Genomic DNA, 20822 nt, shown 5'->3' with positions numbered 1-20822 from the left:
TGTCAAGCATTTGTCCTGACATTAAGAAGATTGACCATTTGCGCTGAAGCACCGGACGCCGACTCGTCTACCCTCCGAACAAGAGAAACAGGCCACCGAACGTGAAAAAGACCATCAGAACCATCAGCGCCAATTGACCGGTGAGTCGATGACCGGCAGGTAGAAGGCGGAGCGACGCGTCGTGTGCAGCGACGACACCGAGCACATGGCCTGTCAGCACACACATCACCTTGATGGCCGCGACCCACCCTGGGTGCTCCGAGAGAGCGTAGGACACTTCCCAGCCCTGCTGGCCAACAAGATTCCACCCGTGGTCGAGCGGATCGGCCAACAGAATCACGGTCCCTTGGCCCTTCTCGACCAAGTAGGTGAAGTAGTGCGCAAGAACGTAACCGACCGCAATGGGAACCAGCGAATGCGCAAGCGCGCCGGGCAATTGCGCGCGGGCCGACTTGCTCACTCCCCCGGTTGCACGGCATGCGAGCCAGAAGGAAAGCCCGACGAACGAGATGAGCAGAATCAGTCCTCCCGTCCGCCACACCGTTGCACCGGCGTTCGTCGACGCCATCGAATCAACCAGATTTCGCCACGCGGGTATCTGCGATGCACTGTCGAACGCGGTTGAACCCAGCAGGACAGCAACGACCGCAACGGTTCCGGGCAGGACCGGTAACGTTCGGAGACCGTCGAGTGGATTGCGCAAGACAAGAGACCTGTCACCACTGCGGGCGAGAACTGCCATCGTCGCCACCGTGTCGCTGAACTTTTCGAACGGGTCGGCGCACTCGAACCACCGATCGCCGAACATAATCGACCCGATGACCATGATCGCGACATACGCGCTGCACCACAGTCGTATCGCCGTGAGAGAACCCGGATCGCCGTAGGCCAGCTCCAGCCAGACGAAAGCAAACAACCCCAGGACTACGGGCCAGCAACCGAGGCGTTCCGGGTACTCGAGCAGACCCCGCGACGAGGGCCGGCCGAGGACGGAGCACACTCCAAGCCGGAGTGTCCGCAATGGAGACACTATTCGCCACACCGGGCCGAACAGTATCGACACCACGGGAAGTCCGACCCAGAGCAGGACGTAGAACACGCCCGGGAGCACGTTCGTCGAGTCGTTCGGACCTGCGACCGCTGCACCGGTCACGTACACGGCGAATGCCAGGACGACCATGCGGAGCGCAAGCCGCACAGGAGCGGCGTCGACGACGCCGACGATCCGCTGCGACACGGTGACCCAACGGTGGGACGGGTCCAGTCGTGGTGTGCGCCAGGCGAACATCAGGACCGCGAAGGAAATCGACAGCGCCCACGCACCGCCGATGAGGACGTATGTGGCCGGGATCGGCAGGTCGGTCGATCCGCCGAGTCCGTGTGCCAGTATCACGGCCTGACGAGGAGAGTCGCGACAGTCTTCCCGGCGTCGTGTAGCTCCAGTGCAACCGTGCCTGGTACGTCGACGACGAACTCGAACGACTGGCCCGCTGCGGCCTCGACGGCGAACGAGTGGTCGGGCACCGAGTGCACGTGGAGTTCGTCGGCGACGTCACTGTCGATGCGCACCGTGATCGTCTCGCCGACTACTGCCTCGATACGCTCGTTGGTGGGAGTGACGGAACCGCCGGAGATCTGCACGTCGATCGACAGTGCGTCCGACTCCTCTTCCGCCACCGAGGACGCAGCAGCGCCCTGCGGAGCAGACGATTCGATGCTCTGTTGCGCTTCAGGTTTTGCGTCCGTGGAGCACGCGAGCGTGACACAGAGCATTGCCGCACTCAGGGTCACACTCAGTGCAGCGACTTTCGAGCGGGATTTCATCACGATTCCTCCTGGTTCGACGGGTCGAGCCCGTCGGAGTCGGAGTCACTCGCTGTCCCGTCGTTCCGTTCGGCACGGCGATCACGCGCCACGACGAACAGCACGACGCCGACGATCACGAATGCCGGCACCAAGGCGGGAAGAGCGAGGACGACGGAGTGGTCGGCTAGATAGACAACATTGTCCGAAGGAGTCACGTTCTACTCGGAACCTTGGTATTCGCGTTGTTGCGCAACGCATCTCGGGGCGTTACACCCGAAATGCGCACGGTGCCCCAGGACAGTGCCCACACCAGCAGCAGGGTGCACACTAGAACGACCAACGATGCGGCGGCGAACAACCAGGTTGGATGATCGAAGTTCCGCTCACGCTGAAGCAACGTGATCTCCGAGACCAGATCGCGAGTGAACGACGGTTCGGCCGACACCTCCTCGGCGCCGATTCCCTCGTCGGCTGCCATGAAGATGGGTGCTGCAGTAAGGGTGCGCCCGTCATGGATTCGCAGAACCGTCTTCCACGTCCCGTCGACCGGAACCGCCTTCGTCGACCGGTAGGTTCCCTCGCCGGTCCGTTCGAGCCTGTCGACCACAAGGCCGCGCAACGTCTCTCCTCCACCCTGCCAAGCCAGGATCGACACCCATTCCGGATCGTCGCTCACCAGCGTCGGCGGGTCGATGGTGACCTCGGCCGTCACCATTCGGAATCCGTCGACCGACGCTGCTTCCTCCAGCCGGACAGAGGCCGTCGCGTCGACGGGGACCGCGAAGGTAAGACCATTGGCGACGGTGCCGCCGAGGGCCAGGAGCATCACGACAACCACCGCGCGTCTGATTGCTGGACGGGGAAGCCCGTCGCCGCTCAACGCCTGCGCGAACAGACCTGCGCAGAGACCGGTGGTGATGCCCACCGGGACGGTCATCCACAGCGTGTCCAGCCACATGCTCGAAGTCCACGGGAACAGGTAGACAGCGTCGATCCACAGCGATTCTCCCCAGACACCGACTGTGCCGACACCAAGACCTGCAATCGCGCCGAACGCGAGTCTCCGCTTGGCGAGGGGAGTCAAGGCGATGACCTCCACGACGACTGCGGCGCCGAGGTAGAGGGCGAACACGTTGTGTGGCTCGCCGAAGATCGGACCGACGAGCAGGGCAGTGATCTCACGGACGATTGCAGCGAATGCGACGGCGAAGAGAGCGGCGCCTCGTCCGACCATGAGCCGTGCGGCGACGAGAGCGAACGCGCCTGCTCCGACGATGAGCATCGGCTGAAAGATCAACTGGAACTGCTCTACGCCGAAGTCGAATTCGATCTGGAACACCGACAGGCCGATCAGAAGACCACCGAAGGCCGATCCACGGATCATCCAGGTCAGAATGGGGCTTCGGGTCCAGCGGGGATCGGGCCCTTCCGTGTCGGAGGCCATCGCGATACGGCCCTCGTGTTCCAGCAGGATCACTCCGATGAGCGATAGTCCTGCACCGCCGATAAGCATGAGGTGGGTCGGACCCCAGAGGGTGACGTCTTGGCCGAAGATGCGATGCCAGATGTCGTCCAGTGGAAATCCGATCAACGCGTACAGACCCGCTCCGGCGATGAGAATTCCACCGGTCGGGACGTACCAGGTCCTGGTCAGTTTGATGGCGGCTCGTCCAGGTTTCTCGTCCAGAGGCAGAATCATCGAGAGCGCGCCGGCGATGAACAGGAAGAACAATCCCACCAGGATGAAGTAGTGGGCAGGATTTGCCAGCGGACCCTCGTCACGCCCGCGTCCGATATGCAGGCTCACGTCCCAGATGAAACCTAGGAACGCTGTCAGAATCGTCGAGATGAACAGTACGAGCGGCAGCGCGGCCCAACCGGGAAGATTCGTCTTCGAGCCCGCGAAGTCTGCAAGTCGACCCAGCCAGGTGATCCGGCGAGTACGGTGAAGAAAGGCCAGGTACAGCAAACCCAGAGAGATCACACCGGCCGCGGCACTCATGCCAAAAACTTGATCGAGCGCAGCCCCACCACCCTGCCCGCCGCTTTCCTGGGCAGCGACTTCGAACGCCGCGTTGTGGTTACCCGCAGTAACATGTATCTCGAACATGGTTCAGAGTATGAACTCGCGGTGTCCGAATTACCAGCCTTTGCCCGAAACGTTCCGGACACAATCTCTGAAGCGATACAGAGAGCTCGACTCGACGCCCGGCTGGGGCACACTCCACCCTCTCGCGAACCCGCGCAGGTCAACGCTGGTGCACACCGCGCGCACAACCGGAGAGCCCGCGCCACGGGAACCTTGCGAAGACACCTGGAACCACGACGACTACCGTTGCAGCTACATCTCAATCTTCAAGGGAGCGGGTAATGAGCATCCAACCGGTCGAATCGAAGCGTCACCGTGTCGTTGTCATCGGTTCCGGGTTCGGAGGTCTGTTCGGTGTCAAGGCCCTGAAAAAGGCCGACGTCGACATCACTCTGGTCGCCAAGACCACGCACCATCTCTTTCAGCCACTCCTTTACCAGGTCGCAACCGGCATATTGTCCGTCGGCGAAATCGCGCCGACGACGAGGGTCATCCTGCGCAAGCAGAAGAACGCCGAAGTGCTCATGGGTGAGGTACTGAATATCGACCTGACTACGAAGACGGTGACCTCGAAGCTCCTCGAGCGGATAACGGTCACACCGTTCGACAGCCTCATCGTCGCAGCTGGGGCACAACAGTCCTATTTCGGCAACGACCACTTCGCCGAGTTCGCACCGGGCATGAAGACGATCGACGACGCCCTCGAGCTTCGCGGCCGCATTCTCGGCGCGTTCGAACAGGCGGAACTGTCCGACGACCAGGAAGAGCGCGACCGCCTGATGACGTTCGTGGTCGTCGGGGCCGGGCCGACCGGAGTGGAGCTCGCAGGTCAGATCGCCGAGCTCGCCGACCGAACATTGGACGGAGCGTTCCGCAACATCGATCCTCGCGATGCACGAGTGATCCTCCTCGACGCAGCTCCGGCCGTACTCCCCCCGATGGGTGAAAAGCTCGGCAAGAAAGCTGCAGCTCGCCTCGAGAAGCTGGGCGTGGAGATTCAGCTCAACGCGATGGTCACCGATGTGGACAACGACGGCCTCACCGTCAAGGAGAAAGACGGCACCACACGCCGCATCGAAGCACAGTGCAAGGTGTGGTCTGCCGGTGTCCAGGGAAGCCCGCTGGGCAAGCAACTCGCCGATCAGTCCGGCACCGAGACCGACCGGGCAGGACGTGTCATCGTCGAGCCCGACCTGACCGTCAAAGGTCACCCCAACGTCTTCGTTGTCGGCGACCTCATGCTGGTCAAGGATGTACCGGGAATGGCGCAGGGTGCGATCCAGGGCGCAACATATGCAGCCAAGCAGATCAAGGCCACGCTGAAGGGCGAAGACCCGGCACAGCGGCAGCCGTTCAAGTATTTCGACAAGGGGTCCATGGCCACCGTGTCGCGTTTCAACGCGGTCGCAAAGGTCGGCAAACTCGAGTTCGGCGGCTTCATCGCGTGGTTGATGTGGCTTGCGCTCCACCTTTACTACCTGGTCGGTTACCGCAGCCGCATCACCACCGTGATCTCGTGGTTCGTGACCTTCCTCGGACGCGGACGCGCTCAGATGGCGTCGACCGAGCAGCAGGTGTTCGCGAGGCTGGCCATCGAGCAACTCAACTCGCTGGAAGCGCGCGAAGCAACAAGCACCGACGACGACGATCAGCGAGCAAAAGCAGCGGGCTGAACCGCTGAGAAGACAGTCGACGACTCGGCGTCATTCGTGCACGTGATGTGCATGGGTGGCGCCGAGTTCGTGCAGCATGCGGTGAACGATCTCGTCGTCGAGACGGTAGGTCATCTTTTTTCCGTCGCGCTGGACCGCAACCCATCCCTCGTTCCGTAGCAATCGCAGCGCGTGCGACACCGACGTCGCAGTCATGCCGAGTGCGAACGACAAATCCGTGACACAGATGCCGGGTGCTCGGTGCATGCACAGCAGAATACGGAGCCTGGTGGGGTCTCCGAGCAGGTCGAACCGCTGGACCCAGTCACCGAGATCGTCCACCGCATCCAGGGCGGCACGCGCCTGCGCGACGTGCTCGGGATCGAACGCATCCATGGGAGAACCATCGGAGTTCGGCTTCGTCATGCCTGCCACGCTAACGCGTCCAGTCGAGTACCGGTCGATGTAAAGAGGCTTCCGCCTAGAGCGAGGGGCAGTCGAACCGACGACCGACTCGTTGCCGGTTCCCTGTCGTCCGGATACGTCAGCGTGCTGGACAGCGCCATAGGGGCAGACAACACGTCGTGGCCAACCGTTCCCGTACCTAGCTCCAGACGGTGGCGCAAGTGTGGCCGACCGTCGATATCGGCGTTGGTCGTGCCACACCACCTGCCGGCGTCCTCCCCTGCGCGGCCGATCTGAACACGCTCGGAGAACGCGATGGTCGCCGAAGCTGCGAACTCGATCGTCGTCACCGAGTGATGGATGGCGTCCGAGGCGACGATCATCGGCTGCGGATCGAAGATCAACGACCCGCCCTCCTCGACGTGAAACGACCACCGCGAGGACGAATCCCGGCGAACTGCGCTCGGCAGAGCCAGCGTTGCTGCAACGCTGTGAACGCACAACCGAGCATCTGCACCTACCACGACGTCGATGATCAGAGTATCGCCGCCCAATGGGGTTGCGGCAGTTCCGATCATATGCACCGTGTCCGGTCCGGTGAGTCGGCCCGAGAGCCCACCTGAGGACATGATGCGCGGACTCCGGTTCGCGCTCGCCACGATGGTGAGCTCAGTGCGCATCGGCCGCGGCCGTCTCCTTCAACTGAGTACGAACCCATTCCAGTACCTGGGTTGCGGCCGGGTCTTCGGTCAACGAGATCAGCGCTGTCGGACGTCCGTCGCGTACCTTGCGCGCATCGTTCTCCATCACGGTGAGGTCGGCCCCGACGTACGGTGCAAGATCGGTCTTGTTGATCACCAACAGGTCCGAGAACGTCACACCCGGTCCACCTTTCCTTGGGACCTTGTCTCCGCCTGCAACGTCGACGACGAAGATCTGCACGTCGATGAGGCCCGAGGAGAAGGTTGCCGTCAGGTTGTCGCCGCCCGACTCCACCAAAATCAAATCCAGTGGTGGATTTCCGTCGACGAGGTCGTCGATGGCGTCGAGATTGGCGGTGATGTCGTCACGGATCGCGGTGTGGGGGCACCCACCTGTCTGCACCGCCGTGATGCGCTCGTCGGGTAGCACCGCGTGCCTGCGCAGAAAGTCTGCATCCTCGGTCGTGTAGATGTCGTTCGTCAGGACACCGAGTGAAAGCTCTTCTCGGAGTTCACGACACAGCGCCGCCACCAACGCGGTCTTACCCGAACCGACCGGCCCGCCGATGCCGACACGAAGAGCCTCGCCTGGGATTCGACTGCGCTTCGGCCGGTCGAGGCTGTGATCGTGCGGCTCTCCATCGATGAGATGCGGAGGCATAGGTATCGCCTTTCGAGATCGATTGTGCGTTGATGTCAGGATACGAACAGGGGGCGGTCGCGCTGTGCGTGGGACTCGGCCAGGACGTCGAGCAGTGGATCAGACAGGTCGACCAGCTTCGGCAGGCCCGCGCATACCAGATCGGCCACCTCGTCGCAGGTCTGGGCCAGTCGCAGGGTGCACGCGGCGACATCCGATGGATCCAGCGCAAGGAGTCTCTGCGCGGCGATCGCGGAGCCCGTCATCGCCGTGTAGATCTGAACCGACGCCAGATCCTGAGCGGACAGGTCGGCGACCCGTCCGACGATCCCGGCGACGACGGCCAGGTGCGGTCTGGCAGCAACCTGTGTCCAATCGAATTCCGGCCAACTTGCGCGTGCGAGGCGAAGTAGTCCTCTCCCCTGCGCTCTGGATGCCGCACGGGAGGCCGGTGACGGGGTTCGTGCGTCGCACTCGGCGTCGGCGGCGTCGATGTCGATCATCGACTCGCATACTGCCGCCGCGACCGAGGCCGCGACCGCGCCGCTTGTGCGGACTCGACGAGTCAAGAACGCTTCCACAGTCGGGATGTCTCGAACGAGACCCTGCTCGATCGCTTCCTCGACGCCGCCGGAATGAACGTGTCCTCCGGTCGGCAACCGGGAGTCAGCCAACGACAAGACGGTGGAAACCCGCATTACGACGGCGCTCAAAAGAGGAAGTACCTCTGCGCCATGGGTAGCTCGGTTGCTGGTTGTTCCGCCCAGACTTCACCATCGATCTTGACGGTGAAGGAGTCCGGATCGACCTCGATCCGGGGCTGCGCATCGTTCAGTGGCATCTCGGCCTTGCCGACCGAACGTACGTTCCCGACTGCGACCAGACGCCTATCGCAGTTCAACCGGTCGGCCAGTCCATCCTCGATCGCCTGCGGAGCGACGAAGTGGACAGACGTTGCGGCTGCAGCTTTGGCGGAGGCTCCGAACATCGGTCTCGGTAGCTCCGGCTGAGGGGTCGGTATGGATGCGTTGGCGTCACCCATCTGTGCCCACGCAATCATGCCGCCTTTGATGACCGCATGGGGCCGCACTCCGAAGAACGCTGGGTCCCACAGCACCAAATCGGCAAGCTTGCCCGGCTCCACCGAGCCGACCTCGTGGTCCAAACCGTGCGCCACCGCGGGGCAGATCGTGTACTTGGCGATGTACCGTCTGACTCGGTTGTTGTCGGCATGTACGTCCCCTGACAACAGCCCACGCCGCTTCTTCATCACGTGCGCGGTCTGCCATGTTCGGAGTACTACTTCCCCGATCCTGCCCATCGCCTGAGCGTCACTGCCGATCATCGAGATCGCTCCCATGTCGTGGAGAAGATCCTCGGCAGCGATGGTCGACGGGCGGATCCGACTCTCGGCGAAGGCGAGGTCCTCCGGAATCGACGGGCTGAGATGGTGGCACACCATCAGCATGTCCAAGTGTTCATCGAGAGTGTTGACTGTGTGTGGCCGGGTCGGGTTCGTCGAACTCGGCAGAATATGCCCGTACGACGCGACAGTGATGATGTCCGGCGCGTGCCCACCGCCCGCTCCCTCGGTGTGATAGGCGTGGATCCCACGGCCTGCGATTGCTCCGAGGGTGCTCTCGACGAACCCTGCTTCATTGAGCGTGTCCGAATGCAACGCGGCCTGGACACCGGCGTCCTCACATACTCGGAGGCACGCATCGATCGCCGCCGGGGTCGAACCCCAATCTTCGTGCAGTTTGAAACCCGATGCACCGGCGCGTAGTTGCTCCCACATCGAGTCGCTGCTGACGGTGTTGCCCTTGCCGAGGAGGACGATGTTCATCGGCCAGTCGTCGAGCGCTTCGAACATGCGCGCGAGGTGCCAGGCACCCGGCGTCACCGTGGTGGCTTTGCTGCCCTCGGCCGGCCCGGTTCCACCGCCGATGATCGTCGTTATTCCACCCCCGAGAGCTTCTTCCATGATCTGTGGGCAGATGAGGTGTACGTGGCAGTCTATGCCGCCTGCCGTGAGGATCTTCCCGTTGCCCGCGATGATCTCGGTGGATGGTCCGATCACCAGATCCGGGTGGACTCCAGTCATGGTGTCGGGGTTGCCGGCCTTACCGAGAGCAACTATCCGACCGTCGCGAATACCGATGTCCGCCTTGATTATTCCCCAATAGTCGACGACGACTACTCCGGTGATGACGGTGTCAGGTGCACCGTCGGCCCGGGTCGCCCGCGATTGCCCCATCGACTCTCGAATGACTTTGCCGCCTCCGAAGACAGCTTCTTCACCCGCCAGGCCTGGGCCACCGCTTCTGTCCTCGGTGACCTCGATGAGAAGATCGGTGTCGGCCAGTCGAATTCGATCGCCAGTGGTCGGTCCGAACAACTGCGCGTAGCGAGATCGGCTCAAGTTCGCCATCAGGCATCCAGCTTTCCGGGAGGTGTGAGGCTCAAGCCATGGACTTCGCGGGTACCGCCGAGCGGAACCAGTCGGACCGTCATCGTGATGCCGGGTTCGAACCTGACCGCAGTTCCAGCCGGAATGTCCAGACGCCGCCCGTAGGCAAGGGCCCGGTCGTAGGACAGCGCGTCGTTGGCTTGGGGGAAGTGGACATGGCTTCCGACTTGCACCGGTCGGTCGCCGGTATTGACGACCTCGACGCTCACGCTGTCTGCGCCTTCGTTGATCTCGATCGTACCCTCGACGGTGATCACCTCACCGGGAACCAGGTGATCGTCGCCGCGCTTCGGCGAAATCGGTTGGTGCACGGTGATGAGTTTGGTGCCATCCGGGAACGTCGCTTCGACCTGCACCTCCGGCAGTAGTTCAGGGACTCCGCTCATGACGTCGTCGGCTGTCAGAACCTCGCGGCCCGTGGACATGAGCTCGGCAACCGATCGTCCGTCTCGCGCACCTTCGAGGAGGTGGTCGGTTATCAGCGCGACAGCTTCGGGATGATTGAGCAGTAGTCCACGCGACCGCCGTGTTCGCGCCAATTCGGCTGCGTAACTGAGGAGCAGTCGGTCCTGCTCGTGCGGAGTCAGCCGCATTCGGTTCTCCATCTGTTCTTCACTCGTACCCGTTTCGGACGCCAACGGTAATACTGGCACGGTTTCGGCTCACGAGCAGCGGAGAGGAACACTGCTACGTCGACGGACCACCGACCGTCCGAGTCAGAAGGCCCTGCAGTACTTCCCGCGTGACCGAACTCGACACCGTCTGTAGGTCGCGCTCGTCCACGGCGCCACAGTCCAGTCCGCGAACGAGGACTCCGGCCAGAGCTTGCGCGGTGGCGGGCTCGTCCATCATCCCGCCGGACGCACTGTCCAGATACGCTGCTACCCGCGCTGCCGCGGCCGGCATTGCGGATCTGAAAAACGCCAAAGTCGCAGTCCACCGTGTTGCGAGGTGCGCGGGATGCATGTCCCAGCCTTGATAGAACCCACGCTCGAGAGACCGTGTCACCAACTCGAAGTGACGTCGGATCGCACCCTCCACCTCGACCTGCGTACCAGCCGGCACCACCTGGGTCGAACCGTCACACACCCACACGCCGGTTTGCGCAGCAGCCGCCAACATGACGTTCTTGGCATGATCGGCAACCGGATGCGCGAGGGACTGTTGCGCGGAGGTGATTCCACATGCTGCGCTGTAGTCGTACGTCCCGTAGTGCAGAGAGGTGCACCTACCGTCGGCCGAGTGCAGCGCACGGGCCAGCGTCGCGGTGCCGTCGCTTCCGACGATGGCCTGGGGACTCTCGATCTGGAGCTCGAACTTCAGAGTCCGTTCAGGCAGACCATGGGCGCGCTCGAGTTCCTCGCACAAGGCCACCACTGCGTCGACCTGCTCTGTGGCCCGCAACTTCGGCACGGTGAACACAAAGCCGTCGGGAACACCACCGGCGGAGTCCAGAACCAGTTCGAGTGTTCGGAAACCGCGGGCACGTTCGTGCGGCGCAAGGCCTTTGGATCTGATTCCTAACCAACGCGGGCCGTTCGGATCCGACGCAAGTGCAGCCAACACTCTTCCCGCGCGGCGAGCGTCGTCGTCTTCGATGGAGTCCGCCCGCCAGCCGTACCCGTCCTCGAAGTCGATACGGAGATCCTGAATCGGAGTATGCGCGAGTATGCGCCGAACCGTCGGCAGCACACCCGACGAGTCGAGCGATTCGAACACCTCCGCGTTCGAATCGGCGAGCGACTGCGCTTGGCGCCCCCATTCGGACGGAATATCCACCGTCGCAGCCGATGCCGGAACGTAGACGGTGTGTATCGGTTGCCCACCGATCCGGTCTCCGGGAAAGTCGCGTTCGAGCGCTGCATCGACCGGCGCGAGAATCGCCTCGATTCGTGCGCGGGCGCGATCGTCCAATCGGGTACTTACAGGAACGGATTCCGAGAAAGGTGCGCTACTCACTCCGCTAGTGTCCCAGAGATCCAGTGTCGACGATATTCGCGAGCCGAACCTTCCCCTGTGCCACGTGCTTTCCTTCGTCGTTCGTGATGTCGACCTGCCACAGCTGCTGCGTCCGACCTCGGTGGATCGGCCGAGCTTCGGCGACGAGTCGACCGCGTCTCGACGCTCGGAGGAAGTCCGTGTTGTTGTTCACCCCGACGACGTGGCCGCGCTCGCCCAACCAGATGCTCGCACCGATACTGGCCAACGACTCGACGACCGAGCACAGGACACCGCCGTGCATGATTCCCGCCGGCTGATGCAGGCTGGGAGTCACTTCCCACGTTGCTCGGACCAGGTCGGCGGACGTCTCGGTGTATACGAGACCGACCGCGCCGTCGAAACCTCGAGCGCAGATTTCCGTCATGGCCGCGGGATCCGCGTGTGGAATCGACGTCACTGTCGTCCCGGCATCGCCGCTCGTCGACGGTGTGTTTTGCCCCTCGGTGTCGCTCATCGTTCTCCTGGATCTACCTGTTCGGATTGCAGCACGTACTCCGACCAGAACTACACGAGAACCCGCTCACAAAAATCGGCGGGCCTCACATTCTGTCGAATGTGAGGCCCGCCGTGGCAAGGACCGGGAGTCTCTGCAGCCCTCAGGACTCCGGCGCGGTCCGTTGGTCCTCAATCAGTATAGGCAAGCCTTACCTGATAGAACAAGGGCTACGACGCCCGTAGCCGGAGTCGTCCGAAGCCCGCCGGACGCGACCGCACCGGCGCCCCTGCTGCAACGAAGGCATCGAGCAGAGCCTGCCCCCGTCGTGCGCTACTGGTGGCATTCGTGGCCGCAAGAACAGGGATATATGTGGATGCACCCAGAACCGAATCGCCGACGAGACTCCAGAACGTCCGGCTGTCCAGTGGAGCTCGCTCGGAGATGGAACGCAGGATTGCCTCGAGAGACGTGATGCAGCGATGCGCAGTCCATACCAGCAAGGCCTCCTCGCACGGAAGCGACACCGTACCGGGCGCAGAGTAGAGCGAGTCCCCGTCGACGACGCGCACGAGCGGCGACGAGACTCCCGCCCAGTCGATTCCGCCGTCGCTGTCCATGTGGATCCACACATTGTCGACACCGGGATCCCACGCACGCGCTTCCAGCACTAGAAGTGCGGCCACGCGTCCCACGACCGCGTGAATCAGAGCGGTTGCGACCTGAACTGCCGCGGCCTCGGGAACCTTGAGATCCTCGAGCGAGCGACTGATCATCTGGTCGACCCGACCATCTTCCAAGCCCACCGCAAGCTGCCACCAGCGACGTTTGCCCTCGTTGGCCATCGCCGCCACCGCGTACATCCGCGGGTAGTCGGGGTTGAGCAAGCGCAGGCGAGTGCACGATCGCGCCAGCGGACTTCCCTCTCGACCGCTTCCGTACGAACGATGCACATCGGCCCACGCATCGGACGTCGTAGTTGCAAGAGACACTTCGAACACTCCCTTCGTCGACGAGACGACCCCGCCGGGCCGATTCAACATAGGTTAGCCTAACCACCCTGGCTGGATCCCGGCAGATGCTGAAGTGTCTTCTGCGTCACCGATTCGGCTTGGCTTGCCTTACCTGAACGCGCAGAATGAACAAGGGTTCCGTAACCTAATACTTGACGCATTGACCACAGTGAGGAGTCACGGGCATAGTGACGACGGCACCATTGCTTGGTTCGGGAGGTTCTCATCCGACTCCCGACAAGGACTTCGCCAAGGAACAGATACCCACTGGTGTCGCTCCGTGGCCGCCTCGAATCGCGGCTACGGTCGTCGATCTCGGCATCATCCTGATCCCACTGGTCATCGGATGGTCGATCGTCGACTCGCTCCGAGACGACAACGGCGGCGGCGAAGCGGACCGGTTCGTGTTCGGCTCCATCGCACTATCGGTCGCACTTGGACTGTTTCTGTGGAATCAAGGCTTCCGCGAAGGCAAGGACGGCCAGAGCACAGGCAAGCGATGGACCGATCTCATCGTTCGCGATGCCGACAGCGGTGACGCGATCGGTGTTCGCCGCTCGTTGCTTCGACACTTGGGTATCGGGCGGAGTTCTACCGAGGTCGTCCGCGAGAAAACCGCACGTCACGAGTTGTTCGTACCTGTCCCACAAGATAATTCGGTTGCAGGCATTCGGAAGCGCAGAATTCTCGGGCTCGTCATCCTTGCGGTTGCGCTGGCCGCAGCCATTCTGGCAAGCATCGCAATCGGCGCGAGGCCGCTGACGTTCGACGAAATCGGACACGCACTTCTCACCCCGACCGGCACGGACACCGACATCATCGTGCGTACATTGCGGATCCCGCGGACGTTGCTCGCTCTCGTAGTCGGAATCGCTCTGGGGATCGCAGGCGCACTCATTCAAGGGCATACCCGAAACCCTCTCGCCGACGCCGGCCTCCTCGGGCTCAACGCCGGCGCTGCATTTCTGGTCGTCCTGTCGATCTACTTGTTTCGCTTCGATTCCCCAAGTCAGTATCTGTGGTTCGCCTTCGCCGGATCGGCGTTGGCGAGCGTCGTGGTGTTCGGGCTCTCGTCCATAGGCAACGGCAAGGCGAGTCCGTTGAACCTGGCACTTGCCGGAGCCGGTGTCGCGTTCTTTCTCGCCGCGATGACCAACGCGATCGTTCTGCTCGACCAGACGAGTCTCGACGGCTACCGCTTCTGGTCAGTGGGCTCGGTGGCGGGTCGGGGACTCGACATCCTGTGGCAGGTGCTCCCATTCCTGATTGTCGGTGTCCTCATTGCGTTGGCAAGCACTCCTGGGCTGAACGTCATGAGCCTGGGCGAGGACGTCGCCAGATCGCTCGGGACCAACATCGCACTCACACGGACCATCGGAATTGTCGCGATCACCCTGCTCACCGGCGCGGCCACCGCAGCTTGCGGTCCGATCGCGTTCATAGGGCTCGTCGTTCCTCACGTCGCCCGGGTGGTCACCGGTCCCGACTATCGGTGGCTCGTCCCCTACGCCGGGCTCATGGGCGGGGTCATGCTGATGATCGCGGATGTGATCGGACGCGTCGTCGTACGCCCTGGCGAGCTACAGGTCGGGATCGTCCTCGCGCTGTTCGGCGCTCCATTCTTCATCGCTCTCGTACGTCGTCGGAAGTTGGCAAGTCTGTGACCGCGAATGTGGATGCGCCAAGATCGACACCGGGCGATCACCATGATGGAGTCCCGTCGAGGCCGGCATTTCGGGTCGGTCCGGTGTCGTTGGTCAGGCGGCCCCTGATGGTGTTGATCAACGTAGTCACATTGATCGCACTCTTCCTGGTCGTCTGCATCAACATCGGACGTGGTGACTTCCCCCTGTCGGTCGGCGAGGTGACCGAGGTGCTCTTCGGAGGCGGTTCTCGGATAGAACGGTTCATCGTGATGGACCTGAGGCTTCCCCGATCTCTCACGGGCCTGCTCGTCGGGATGGCGCTCGGAATCTCCGGTGCGGTGACTCAGTCCATCTCCCGAAACTCGCTGGCAAGCCCGGATATCCTCGGCATCACCGCAGGAGCCAGCGCTGCGGCTGTCGCGATGATCGTGCTCGGTGGCGGCTCGCTCGCCGGGATCCTCGCCACCCTCGGTCTCCCGCTCGCTGCTCTGCTCGGTGGCATTGTGACCGCGGTGCTGATCTATGCGCTTGCCTGGAAGCGCGGCGTCGAGGGGTTCCGATTGATCCTCGTCGGGATCGCGATCAACGCCATGCTCACGGCTGTGATCGGTTGGCTGCTGATCAGTGCCGACATCAATGACGTGTCCCGAGCGCAACTGTGGCTGACCGGTTCTCTGAACGGCGCCAACTGGAACACCGTATGGCCGGTTCTCGTAGCTCTCGTTCTGGTCGGCGGAGTTGCCGTTGTCTCCACTTTCACGCTCGGCGCGCTCAGACTCGGTGACGACAATGCCCGCTCGCTCGGTGTACGTCTGCAGTACGGGCAGGCATCACTGCTGCTCGCGGCGGTCGCCCTGGCCGCCATCGCCACCGCTGCTGCCGGCCCGATCGGTTTCGTCGCGCTCGCAGCTCCGCAGATCGCGCTGCGCCTCTTGCGAACTCCTGGTCCGCCGATCATCGCATCCGCCCTCATGGGCGGACTGCTCGTCGTCGGCAGCGACCTCATTGCCCGGACCATCCTCCCGGTCGAGTTGCCGGTGGGAATCGTGACCTCTGCCCTGGGCGGACCGTTTCTTCTCTATCTGCTCGTCCGTAGTAATCGAAAGGTTTCCGCATGACACTGAAAGAAGAAGCGCGGACAGAAGAAGCGCGGACAGAGCCGTCTCGTCTCATAGCCGAGGACCTGTCGCTGGGCTACGGCGACCGCATCATCGTCGAGAACCTGGATTTGAAGGTCCACACCGGTGTCATCACGACCGTGATCGGGCCGAACGGCTGCGGAAAGAGCACACTACTCCGCGCACTCGGTCGATTGCTCAAGCCCAAGGGCGGCAAGGTGATTCTCGACGGCAAAGCCATTTCGTCGATGCGGACGAAAGAGGTGGCGCGAGTGCTCGGAATGCTGCCGCAGGCCCCGACCGCACCCGAAGGATTGACCGTCGGCGACCTCGTGTCGAGGGGCCGGCACCCCCATCAGTCGTGGATCCGCCAATGGAGTTCCGACGACGAGTCCGAGGTAGCGAGTGCGCTGCAGTTGACCGGTGTCGAGGATCTCGCGGACCGGCCGGTCGACGAACTCTCCGGAGGTCAGCGGCAGCGAGCCTGGATATCCATGGCGCTGGCACAGGGCACAGACATACTCCTGCTCGACGAGCCGACCACCTATCTGGACCTGGCGCACTCGGTCGAGGTTCTCGATCTGGTCGATCGATTGCACGAGGAAATGGGCCGAACGGTCATCATGGTCTTGCACGATCTCAACCTGGCGGTCCGCTACAGCGATCAACTGATTGTGATGTCGGAGGGCAAGATCGTGGAGTCGGGCCGACCGCAGGACGTGATTTCGGAGAAGCTGTTGATGGACGTGTTCGGACTCGAGGCCACCGTCATCGCAGACCCGGTCTCCGACCGTCCGTTGATCGTTCCGATCGGCACTCGACACGTCTACGGCGCAGTCGGCGGCCCTGTCGAGGTCTCCCCCGGGGCTCGCGCTGAGTCGAGGTAGCGCTAGCGCTCGATCATGGTGCGCACCAACCTGTATCCCTGTCCGATGGAGACGTCGGGAAGGTAGGCGCGGCCGATAGCGTTTCCGATGCTCGGCAATGCAGCAGGGTCCGCGAAGGTCATGTGCATCGGTTCGTACCGCGGCTGGAACTTCGACTTGAATGCGAGCAACGACCGGAAGCCGTAGACGGGTTCGAGTGTCTTGCCCAGTACGTCGAGCAAACGGTCCAAGAGCCGCGAAAAAGTCAACTCCTCCTCGGTCGGATCTGATTCGGCGCCGCTGTCGTCCACCTTGGCGAGTGGAGCACCGGACAGACTCAAGAACCGGATTCCCTCGTCCTTGAGGAGAATTGCAGCGGATGCGATCAGGAACTCCATAGCCGGCCTGAACCCCTCCGATCGACGTCGCATGAAATCCAGTGTCCAGCCGACGATCTCTCCGTCTTCGTACACTGGCATCCACGATGTGATCCCATGCACGGTTCGGTGTTCGTCGATGGCTACGAGGCAGCGGACCTGTGGGTCGTCGACTTCCTCGAGTCCGCCGAGCGTGAAGCCCATCTCGGGCATCCCTTTGTCGGCCACCCACTCTTCCGAAATCGCCGTGATCTGGTCTGTGATTGCAAGCGGCGCATCCGGGAACTTGATCCATTCGGCTTCGATGCCGACCTTCTTCGCTCGATTCAACGCAGTGCGTACGTCTTGGAAGCGTTTTCCGGTGAACGCCAGATTTTCCAAATCCAGAACGGTCTCCTCCCCGACCTGAATACCTCCCCACCCGATACTGTCGGTGATGTCACGGACCTGGGGCGTCACCGAGTAGAAACACGGTATCCATCCGTTCTCCGAAGCGAATTCGGCGAAGTCGACGACGTTCTCGCGCAGTCGGTCCCGTGGACCGACCGGGTCTCCGGTTGTGAGCGCCACACCTGAGATCACTCGGTAGGCGACGAAGCTACTGCCGTCGGCCGAGAACCAGTACGAGTTGCCCTTCCAAGTGGTCATCCACGACAGTGCACTGCCCGTGCTCGACATCAGTACCGAGCGCGCGCGTTCGGCGGCGTCGCTGTCGGTGCCTGCATTCGGCGTCAGGAAGGTCCCCAGCACCAACAGACAGAGTGCAGCCCAGAAGATCACGCCGGTCCACTCGAACAGCAGAGTCGTGAAGATGCTGTCGGGAAGAAAGCGGGGCTCGAGCCACTGCAGATACACGGGCGGGATCAGGCGTTGCGGAAAATCGGCCACGAGACCGAGAACGGTCGGCTCTTCATCGAACCCTGCACGCCCGACAAGCCCACCGAGCACGTACAGGACTCCGAGACCCACCAGCGATCCAGCGACGTACGCCGAGAACTTTCGATATGTTCCTCGCGGTGCCGTTACGTCGAAGTACTTGCGGGTCAGCACGAGCAGGACGAGGACTGCGAGTGGAAGTAAGAACGGCACGATCGTCCGATACGCCGTCGGCGATTCCAGTCCGTAGAAAACGGATTCGTCGTCCCCTGCTTCGATGAACCGGATGGCGTAGTTGGCGATCGACACGATGAGCAGCACGACCTGTGCGAAAACCGTCGCGCCCCATGCGAACCGGCGCCCGCGGCGCAACCCATCCGCCAGAAACAGGAGGAGAATCGACGGCATCAGCGACAGGATCGTCGGTCCGACGCCTCCCAATCGCAGTTCGAGAAGACCGGTTCTGCACTCGGGATCAGTTGCAGAATCCGCACAGATTTCGCGAACCTCCGCTGCTGTATACGGAACGCCGCTCACCACATCTCGAAGAACCGCGAACGGACCGACCGCGTCCGGGCTCAGCGCGGCCAGCACCGGTCCGAGAGCGCTCGCCGCAACGACGAGTGCCACCAGAACACGACCCTCTCGTTGCGTTCCAGCCAAGCGCGGTCCCCGGGCCGACCGGCCGACGATGGTCGGGCCGAGAAGGAGTCCTACGACTGCGGCAGCAAGTCTGACGACATCCTGCAGATGCCCACTGAACAGCGCCGAGGTGATCAGCAGCGCGAGCAACCCGACCCGGATCCTTCGGCGCCACAACGTATCCATTCGCGCGCTCGCCACCATGACCACCCCGACGATCCAGGTCGTCGGTCCGATCGCGGTTCCAACGTGCAGACGAAATCCCCAATCGGCATCGAACAATTTTGCCAGTGCGGCGATGCCGAGTCCGAGCACCGCGCCGAGTGCCTGGGTAAGTACCGCCGACAGCGCGAACTTCGCAGATCCGATTCTGCGCTCGATCGGCGCCGCCGCCACGAACACAGCGAGAACGAAAACCACGTAGCCGAGAACACCGGGCGCGAAGAGACCGGCGGTGAGGACCGTCCACAGCCGAAGTTCCTCGATCGGCATGATTCCGAGCGCGAACTCGCGGTGCAGAGTGCCGCCACCTACTACCAATGCGAGGATCCCGAGGCCAAGCACAAGGATCAGCAAACCTATGCTCACCGGTGCGCCCTTGACCCCGAACACGATCAGCGACCACAAGCGCACCATCTGCCGAACCGCTGTGCGCCATCCGTGGGCGATCCGCTCCCGCCGCTTGTCGAACCACGATGGCTCGGACGGCTCGACCGGGGCAATTTCTTCGACGGTCTCGTTCACGAGATCAATCCCACTCTCTGCATCAGCCAGGGCAATTCTTGTTTCAGACCCTCGGACCAGACAGCGAAACTGTGTCCGCCTGGTACCTCGAGATACCGCACATCCATTCCGGCGGCCTTGGCGGCGTTGTACATCGCCTGCTGGCCGGGTCGGTAGTCGTTGTCGTCCGCACCGACGACGAACGCACCCCCCGAATTCGGGTACTTCTTCGTTTTCAGCAGGTCCATCGGGTTGACCGCGACGAAAGCGGCGTCGTTGCCACCGAACGCGTCCGCCACCGTGCGTCCGCGATCACCGAGAGTGGGCTCGGCCTGCCCCGATAGATCGAGGAAGGTCGGGTAGACGTCGGGGTGGTTGGTGGCCAGTTGAATGGAACAGGTCCCCCCGTAGGAGAGCCCACCGATGATCCAACTCCGCCGGTCCGGGTTGACCTGCAGGGTCGAATTGATCCAGTCCGGCACGTCCTTCGACAGATAGGTGTCGACGTTGCCGAGCGGAGAGTCCACGCAGAGCGGATTTGCGAGTGTGGACCCGGTCCCGTCCGCGACGACCACTACCGGGGCCAAGCCCGCGTGATCACGCGCGAATGCGTCCATGGTGTTGGCAAGCATGCCGCCGTTCAGCCAGTCTTCTGGTTCGCCGGGCTGACCGGCAAGCAACACGAGCACCGGTAGTAATGGGCGGGGATCGGTGAAGTACGCCGGAGGGAGGTACACCTCGGCCGGGCGAGCGGAGAAACCCGAAGCCGTCGGTGGAATGGAAACCGAGGTCAATTTGCCCTCGGTAGGCATCGATTCCGGCGCTGACCATGCGGAATCGAGGGGGTCCCCCGTCACCGGGTCGGACTGCGGACCCGGCAGTTCACCCAGGTCGACACGATCGACATCCTCGACACCGACGAGCGTGCCGAGCGTCGGGTACGCCGAGAACACCAGGTTTATCTGCGCCGAGGCGGCCACCACCACCAGAATCGCTGCGACGACGGAAACAACCTTCGTCAAGGTGCGGCCGGACGCCATCACTCTCGGCACGACCAACGCCACTGCGCCGAGCGCAACGCCGATCCAGGCATAAATTTCGGGTTCGATGGGATCTGGAAACGGCCGCCACACCTTTTCCACGATGAAATACAGGGCCATTGCGAGGACAGTTGCCAGCGCGATGCATATCGGCAGAGCCCGAAGCAGATACCAGCGCTTCGAACAGATCACCAGCCAGATGGCGCCGAGCAGGCCGAGAAACACCGTGACCCACGAGGTCGTATCACTGACCAGGGACAGCGACACGACCCAGTTCAACGGTGACCTCCCGACCGTCTTCGCAATGGCATGAAAGCAGAATAT

Annotated in this window: 19 protein-coding genes; 4 read left to right on the top strand and 15 right to left on the bottom strand. The window is 62.7% G+C overall.

The genetic code is table 11. The features are described from left to right. Window positions 1-67 precede the first annotated feature (67 nt). Genes WDS16_RS09105 through WDS16_RS09090 form a run of 4 tightly spaced genes read right to left on the bottom strand, consistent with a single transcriptional unit; the run spans window position 68 to window position 3916 of the window. Window positions 68-1393, bottom strand: a complete 1326-nt coding sequence (locus WDS16_RS09105) for a hypothetical protein (RefSeq protein WP_338892159.1) — start codon at window positions 1391-1393, stop codon at window positions 68-70. Continuing rightward, a complete protein-coding gene (locus WDS16_RS09100; protein ID WP_338893310.1) occupies window positions 1390-1824 on the bottom strand; it encodes a hypothetical protein in 435 nt (144 codons plus the stop codon). The genes WDS16_RS09105 and WDS16_RS09100 overlap by 4 nt, the downstream gene beginning before the upstream one ends. Continuing rightward, window positions 1824-2021 (bottom strand): hypothetical protein, encoded by a 198-nt coding sequence (locus tag WDS16_RS09095; RefSeq protein WP_338892157.1) that lies wholly within the window; start codon window positions 2019-2021, stop codon window positions 1824-1826. Before WDS16_RS09095 ends, WDS16_RS09100 begins: the two co-directional genes overlap by 1 nt. Next, complete coding sequence (locus WDS16_RS09090; RefSeq protein ID WP_338892155.1) at window positions 2018-3916, bottom strand: hypothetical protein; 1899 nt, start codon at window positions 3914-3916, stop codon at window positions 2018-2020. The genes WDS16_RS09095 and WDS16_RS09090 overlap by 4 nt, the downstream gene beginning before the upstream one ends. A gap of 260 nt (window positions 3917-4176) precedes the next feature. Between WDS16_RS09090 and WDS16_RS09085 the strand changes: the two genes are divergently transcribed. Then, window positions 4177-5568 carry an NAD(P)/FAD-dependent oxidoreductase gene (locus WDS16_RS09085; RefSeq protein ID WP_338892153.1) on the top strand — a complete coding sequence of 464 codons (1392 nt, stop codon included), beginning with the start codon at window positions 4177-4179 and terminating at the stop codon, window positions 5566-5568. A 30-nt stretch (window positions 5569-5598) separates the two neighbouring features. Here WDS16_RS09085 and WDS16_RS09080 read toward each other — a convergent pair whose 3' ends face one another. The 9 genes from WDS16_RS09080 to WDS16_RS09040 form a co-directional block, all read right to left on the bottom strand. Then, the gene (locus WDS16_RS09080; protein ID WP_338892151.1) at window positions 5599-5973 is read right to left on the bottom strand and encodes a metalloregulator ArsR/SmtB family transcription factor; all 375 of its coding nucleotides are present in this window, start codon (window positions 5971-5973) and stop codon (window positions 5599-5601) included. Next, complete coding sequence (locus WDS16_RS09075; protein ID WP_338892149.1) at window positions 5970-6632, bottom strand: urease accessory protein UreD; 663 nt, start codon at window positions 6630-6632, stop codon at window positions 5970-5972. Before WDS16_RS09075 ends, WDS16_RS09080 begins: the two co-directional genes overlap by 4 nt. Beyond that, complete coding sequence (gene ureG, locus WDS16_RS09070; protein WP_338892147.1) at window positions 6622-7314, bottom strand: urease accessory protein UreG; 693 nt, start codon at window positions 7312-7314, stop codon at window positions 6622-6624. The genes WDS16_RS09075 and ureG overlap by 11 nt, the downstream gene beginning before the upstream one ends. Window positions 7315-7349: 35 nt before the next feature. Beyond that, window positions 7350-7991, bottom strand: coding sequence for an urease accessory protein UreF (locus WDS16_RS09065; RefSeq protein ID WP_338893309.1), 642 nt, complete (start codon window positions 7989-7991; stop codon window positions 7350-7352). Between the two features lie 11 nt (window positions 7992-8002). Next, on the bottom strand, window positions 8003-9724 hold the full coding sequence (locus WDS16_RS09060; protein WP_338892145.1) for an urease subunit alpha: 1722 nt from the start codon (window positions 9722-9724) through the stop codon (window positions 8003-8005). Then, window positions 9724-10356, bottom strand: coding sequence for an urease subunit gamma (locus WDS16_RS09055; protein ID WP_338892143.1), 633 nt, complete (start codon window positions 10354-10356; stop codon window positions 9724-9726). The genes WDS16_RS09060 and WDS16_RS09055 overlap by 1 nt, the downstream gene beginning before the upstream one ends. Before the next feature lie 94 nt (window positions 10357-10450). Continuing rightward, entirely contained in the window at window positions 10451-11722 is a 1272-nt protein-coding gene (locus tag WDS16_RS09050; RefSeq protein WP_422395770.1) for a DUF6986 family protein, read from the bottom strand. A gap of 4 nt (window positions 11723-11726) precedes the next feature. Next, window positions 11727-12128 carry a PaaI family thioesterase gene (locus WDS16_RS09045; protein ID WP_422395822.1) on the bottom strand — a complete coding sequence of 134 codons (402 nt, stop codon included), beginning with the start codon at window positions 12126-12128 and terminating at the stop codon, window positions 11727-11729. A 299-nt stretch (window positions 12129-12427) separates the two neighbouring features. Further along, a complete protein-coding gene (locus WDS16_RS09040) occupies window positions 12428-13189 on the bottom strand; it encodes a hypothetical protein (protein ID WP_338892140.1) in 762 nt (253 codons plus the stop codon). 209 nt (window positions 13190-13398) lie between these two features. On the opposite strand from WDS16_RS09040, the gene WDS16_RS09035 reads away from it, so the two are divergent. The 3 genes from WDS16_RS09035 (at window position 13399) to WDS16_RS09025 (ending at window position 16861) form a co-directional block, all read left to right on the top strand. Next, on the top strand, window positions 13399-14874 hold the full coding sequence (locus tag WDS16_RS09035) for an iron chelate uptake ABC transporter family permease subunit (RefSeq protein ID WP_338892139.1): 1476 nt from the start codon (window positions 13399-13401) through the stop codon (window positions 14872-14874). Window positions 14875-14981: 107 nt separating this feature from the next. Beyond that, on the top strand, window positions 14982-15974 hold the full coding sequence (locus tag WDS16_RS09030; RefSeq protein WP_338892138.1) for a FecCD family ABC transporter permease: 993 nt from the start codon (window positions 14982-14984) through the stop codon (window positions 15972-15974). Further along, window positions 15971-16861, top strand: coding sequence for an ABC transporter ATP-binding protein (locus WDS16_RS09025; RefSeq protein WP_338892136.1), 891 nt, complete (start codon window positions 15971-15973; stop codon window positions 16859-16861). The genes WDS16_RS09030 and WDS16_RS09025 overlap by 4 nt, the downstream gene beginning before the upstream one ends. A gap of 2 nt (window positions 16862-16863) precedes the next feature. On the opposite strand, the gene WDS16_RS09020 is transcribed toward WDS16_RS09025, so the two are convergent. Together WDS16_RS09020 and WDS16_RS09015 are read right to left on the bottom strand one after the other, a co-directional pair. Beyond that, window positions 16864-19371 (bottom strand): bifunctional lysylphosphatidylglycerol flippase/synthetase MprF, encoded by a 2508-nt coding sequence (locus tag WDS16_RS09020; protein WP_338893306.1) that lies wholly within the window; start codon window positions 19369-19371, stop codon window positions 16864-16866. Window positions 19372-19475: 104 nt separating this feature from the next. Continuing rightward, on the bottom strand, window positions 19476-20777 hold the full coding sequence (locus WDS16_RS09015) for an alpha/beta hydrolase (RefSeq protein WP_338892134.1): 1302 nt from the start codon (window positions 20775-20777) through the stop codon (window positions 19476-19478). Window positions 20778-20822: the final 45 nt, after the last annotated feature.

It is taken from the genome of Rhodococcus sovatensis (assembly GCF_037327425.1).
GTDB classification, from domain to species: Bacteria; Actinomycetota; Actinomycetes; order Mycobacteriales; family Mycobacteriaceae; genus Rhodococcoides; species Rhodococcoides sovatense.
Note: the sequence above shows the minus strand (reverse complement) of the source record. Positions and strands in the feature narration are given on the sequence as shown.

Excerpts from the sequence above, each read along its gene's own strand:
- WDS16_RS09100 (WP_338893310.1), bottom strand. The coding sequence starts at position 1,824 with ATGAAATCCCGCTCGAAAGTCGCTGCACTGAGTGTGACCCTGAGTGCG.
- WDS16_RS09090 (WP_338892155.1), bottom strand. The coding sequence starts at position 3,916 with ATGTTCGAGATACATGTTACTGCGGGTAACCACAACGCGGCGTTCGAA.
- WDS16_RS09085 (WP_338892153.1), top strand. The coding sequence starts at position 4,177 with ATGAGCATCCAACCGGTCGAATCGAAGCGTCACCGTGTCGTTGTCATC.
- WDS16_RS09080 (WP_338892151.1), bottom strand. The coding sequence starts at position 5,973 with ATGACGAAGCCGAACTCCGATGGTTCTCCCATGGATGCGTTCGATCCC.
- WDS16_RS09075 (WP_338892149.1), bottom strand. The coding sequence starts at position 6,632 with ATGCGCACTGAGCTCACCATCGTGGCGAGCGCGAACCGGAGTCCGCGC.
- ureG (WP_338892147.1), bottom strand. The coding sequence starts at position 7,314 with ATGCCTCCGCATCTCATCGATGGAGAGCCGCACGATCACAGCCTCGAC.
- WDS16_RS09065 (WP_338893309.1), bottom strand. The coding sequence starts at position 7,991 with ATGCGGGTTTCCACCGTCTTGTCGTTGGCTGACTCCCGGTTGCCGACC.
- WDS16_RS09060 (WP_338892145.1), bottom strand. The coding sequence starts at position 9,724 with ATGGCGAACTTGAGCCGATCTCGCTACGCGCAGTTGTTCGGACCGACC.
- WDS16_RS09055 (WP_338892143.1), bottom strand. The coding sequence starts at position 10,356 with ATGCGGCTGACTCCGCACGAGCAGGACCGACTGCTCCTCAGTTACGCA.
- WDS16_RS09045 (WP_422395822.1), bottom strand. The coding sequence starts at position 12,128 with ATGACGGAAATCTGCGCTCGAGGTTTCGACGGCGCGGTCGGTCTCGTA.
- WDS16_RS09030 (WP_338892138.1), top strand. The coding sequence starts at position 14,982 with ATGGTGTTGATCAACGTAGTCACATTGATCGCACTCTTCCTGGTCGTC.
- WDS16_RS09025 (WP_338892136.1), top strand. The coding sequence starts at position 15,971 with ATGACACTGAAAGAAGAAGCGCGGACAGAAGAAGCGCGGACAGAGCCG.
- WDS16_RS09020 (WP_338893306.1), bottom strand. The coding sequence starts at position 19,371 with ATGGTGCGCTTGTGGTCGCTGATCGTGTTCGGGGTCAAGGGCGCACCG.